The sequence below is a fragment of the Brucella sp. genome, assembly GCF_032066345.1.
In the GTDB taxonomy this organism is placed as follows: Bacteria; Pseudomonadota; Alphaproteobacteria; order Rhizobiales; family Rhizobiaceae; genus Brucella; species Brucella pseudogrignonensis.
In genome coordinates this window covers 1-3,289 of record NZ_DAMBKZ010000041.1, presented here as the reverse complement: position 1 = coordinate 3,289, position 3,289 = coordinate 1, and the positions used below count along the sequence as shown (strand labels likewise).

The window sequence follows — 3,289 nt, the reverse complement described above, 5'->3', positions numbered from 1 at the left end:
ATATCTCTGCGGTTGAACGCGCAGGTATGTACTCGCTGACCGAAGGCCAGAAGCTTACTTATGATCTGGAGCAGGATCGCAAGTCCGGCAAAATGTCGGCCTGCAACCTGCAAGCTGCTTAAATCGCTGATTTTCTTTCCTTTGACCACGGATGTACTGGCACTGTCGAAAGAATTTGACTTAGGGTCGGGCCATTGCCCGACCTTTTTTATTTACCTTTAAAAAGGATTACAACAATTGCCCCAAGATCCACGCGGCTCCTTTACGAAACATACTCTTTTCAAGCCCGTCCCTTCCTCTCGGGAGTCGGTCGCTTCCCGCACCAATAAAGCTGTGCGTACAATTCTAGACGCGGAAATAGACGAGCGGGTTGCCAAGACGCTGCGATTGCGAAAACAACGCCATGAAATGGAGAGCATTACGGCTCCACCCTCAAAAAAGGGCTTGCGCAATAGCCGGTAGCGTTGAGCTTACACAACTTCGTTATGACCCGATTTGCAATATTTGACGGATTTCCAGGATAATAAGGTTCATGCGCATATACATCACTGCGAGCTCTTTTGGTGCTGACCAATGCGATGCTTCTAGCAACCGTTGGACATGTGCAAAAATATCTGACATACAAGCGAAACGAGAACAAAATAGCAACATTCCTAATTGAGATTTGAAACGATTATGGCCATTAAGTTTACGAGCACTCCTGACCGCCCTGTAGAACCTAAGACTGGCAGGCTCTCAAAAAAGAAGAGCCAGACCAATGCGGACAATAATCCGGAGTTGGACCTTAACACCGACGGAAAGTAAAATTAAATGACCAATGCGCGGCTTATCGTGGTTGCAGCATTCGACCGTAATGCAGACGGCGAGTTGGTTCCGGCGTTCGAACCCATGGCATTTGAAACAGAGAGCCGTGCGTTACGTGCAGCGCAATCGCTGGAGGGCAAACATGTCGGTGTAGTCGCGTGGAGCCGCGAAGCAGATCCCCACGTTGGAGAATATGGACCGCCTGCTGTTCTGTTTCAGTGGTGAGATATACCTGACATGGAATAAGGCTTCATGACACGCCCATCGGAGCTGGTCTTGTTAGCATTGCCCTTTCAAAGACTCTCCGGGAAGAAATTGATCTTGTTCAGATCGCATCGTCGTACTGGGCGGCGTTATTGCCGCTCTCGCCATCCCGTGCCTTCTATTATCGCGACTTCCTCGTTAACGCGGAACGTGTCAATAAGCCGCCTGAAGGGGCACGATCTTTGCGGATAGGTAAATTGGGTTGGATGTAATGTATTGACTTATGTCGGCAGCTACGCGAAAGCTTCCTCAACACGAGACAGCCGCGCGCTTGGGGGAGCCACCAGGGCTGTTTCTAAACAGGAAATCCCCCAATAAAGTCTGGCGGGCGGTACGCGGTTCATCAAGGACTTCGCCCAGAGATATAGGGAGATCCATATGGATACCTCTTTGCTTCTCGAAGCCAGCCAGTCGACCAAGACGGTTCGATTGAAGCTTGATCTTAGAATCAGCTTGGCTTCAATTGCATTCATCATCAGTCGACTGTTCTAACAGAAAGCCCTCCAGCTTCGGTCGGAGGGCTTTTTGTATCGCCTCTCGTCAAACGCGTGGCGGCATCACCGCCGCGTCAATTCTACGATGGATAAGCGAGACGAGCGATAGCAAGTCTTCAGCATCTTCTTTTTTCATGTCCCAGTTTATCCGAGCCTCATGGGCGGCTGGATTTCTGAACATGCCAAAGGTTCCTTTAAGTAGGTTTGCAAACCCTTTTTGCTCGTCTCGCTCGCTTTTTGATCGTAATGAATTGATCGCAAGCATTGGAATGTCTCCGGTAAGAGCTCTATCAACCAATTCTCCGCCATCAGCATCCAAACCAGTCCGCCGTCTGAGCTTATCCGCAATGCTCTTGACCGCCTCAAGTACGGCATGGAAATGGTTTTGTTGGAGCAGTTCTTCCCTGCAAAATGCGAGGACATCCGGATGCACGCCTCGGGCAAGCAAGTCTACTCGTAATGTTTGAGCTCTCCGCTGCGCTTCCGAAATTGTAGTAACTGTTTCTATTCCGGATAGTTTACCTGCCTCATCCATGACAAGGCCACAAAAGCCAAGTGCCTTATTGAGGTTTTGCCTCATTGGTTCAAATCGATGTGGGTCGCGCATGAACCGTGCAGGCTTCATCGCATTTCGGATAAACTCTAAGATCCCGGTTCTATTTTTTCTTGTATTTTGATCATTAGCAAAAGCGTTATAGAGCCTATGTCTTTTCGTATGATTAGGAACGATATCTCGCATTCTGCAGGTCTCAAGCAAGTGAGCAATCTCTGATCCGGTTAACCCCTCGTCCGTGTCAGCCAGTGCATCAGCGATTGCCTGCAATTGATCCTGAGTAAAAAACGCCATTTCCAATCCTACACAAACAAAGCTCTGCCGACGACGATCACTCCGCGAATAAATACGGCAACCGAACCGACGATACATAAAATGCCTATTGCCGATAGAGCGTATGCCCACCCAGCGCTAGCAGGTGAGCCGGATCCGCGCTTGTAGTTCCAAACGGCAAAAAACGTTTGAGCAAAATATCCTGCGATCGCGGCCAGGAACGAAAGTCCAACACCGACTGCAAAACATGCCAATGCGTATCGGATCGCCAATGGATCAGAAATATTCTCTTTGGCGCCAAGGAAGCCAATGATCGCAACAGCGGCGCCACCGTTGACGGTGACACCAAGACGAACAGACTCTTTCGCAAATTCGATTGCCTGATTGGAATTCTGTAGCTGGAAGTCAGATTCGTCTGCCATGCTGCCCGCCTTTCGCTATTAAAGGTGGCGGGCGCGGACGATGTTGGCAAGGGAGCCGACTGTGGCAAGATAGTGTTTTCCGCAGGAAAGAGACGCCCAACCGGATTTGACGACCATTTCGGGTCGGGGCATTTTGACCGAGGCTTGGAGGGGATCACCATGAAAAGAGTCGCGATTACCTGCGCTTTGCTCTCGTTCGCAACCGCAGCACACCCCCAGACATCGAAAGAGTTTGCCCTAATGGCGAGAAAGTCTTGGGCAGCGTTTGAATGTGCTGCCTTGGCAGCTCAGGCACAAGACCAAACCGAACACGAGAGGCTTTTCAAAATCGGTTATGAGATGGGAAAACGAGCGATTGAGGCAGCTCTTGCAGATAAGATCAGCAAAGACGACGCGATGAGCAGCATGCCATGGGGGTTCACAATTGGCCTGACCCCATAGGGTGGTCCGGTTTCAATCTTAGTTCATGTTCGGCCTTG

3 protein-coding genes and 1 pseudogene are annotated in these 3,289 nt (G+C 50.1%); 2 read left to right on the top strand and 2 right to left on the bottom strand.

Annotated features, from left to right (window positions below):
- Both RT142_RS24320 and RT142_RS24315 read left to right on the top strand, forming a co-directional pair.
- Positions 1-122, top strand: a pseudogene (locus RT142_RS24320) (cold-shock protein); the annotation flags it as partial.
- 688 nt (positions 123-810) lie between these two features.
- Positions 811-1,029, top strand: coding sequence for a hypothetical protein (locus RT142_RS24315; protein ID WP_122066539.1), 219 nt, complete (start codon positions 811-813; stop codon positions 1,027-1,029).
- Positions 1,030-1,608: 579 nt separating this feature from the next.
- On the opposite strand, the gene RT142_RS24310 is transcribed toward RT142_RS24315, so the two are convergent.
- Together RT142_RS24310 and RT142_RS24305 are read right to left on the bottom strand one after the other, a co-directional pair.
- A complete protein-coding gene (locus RT142_RS24310) occupies positions 1,609-2,409 on the bottom strand; it encodes a TIGR02391 family protein (protein ID WP_122066550.1) in 801 nt (266 codons plus the stop codon).
- Between the two features lie 8 nt (positions 2,410-2,417).
- On the bottom strand, positions 2,418-2,810 hold the full coding sequence (locus RT142_RS24305; RefSeq protein WP_122066540.1) for a hypothetical protein: 393 nt from the start codon (positions 2,808-2,810) through the stop codon (positions 2,418-2,420).
- Positions 2,811-3,289: the final 479 nt, after the last annotated feature.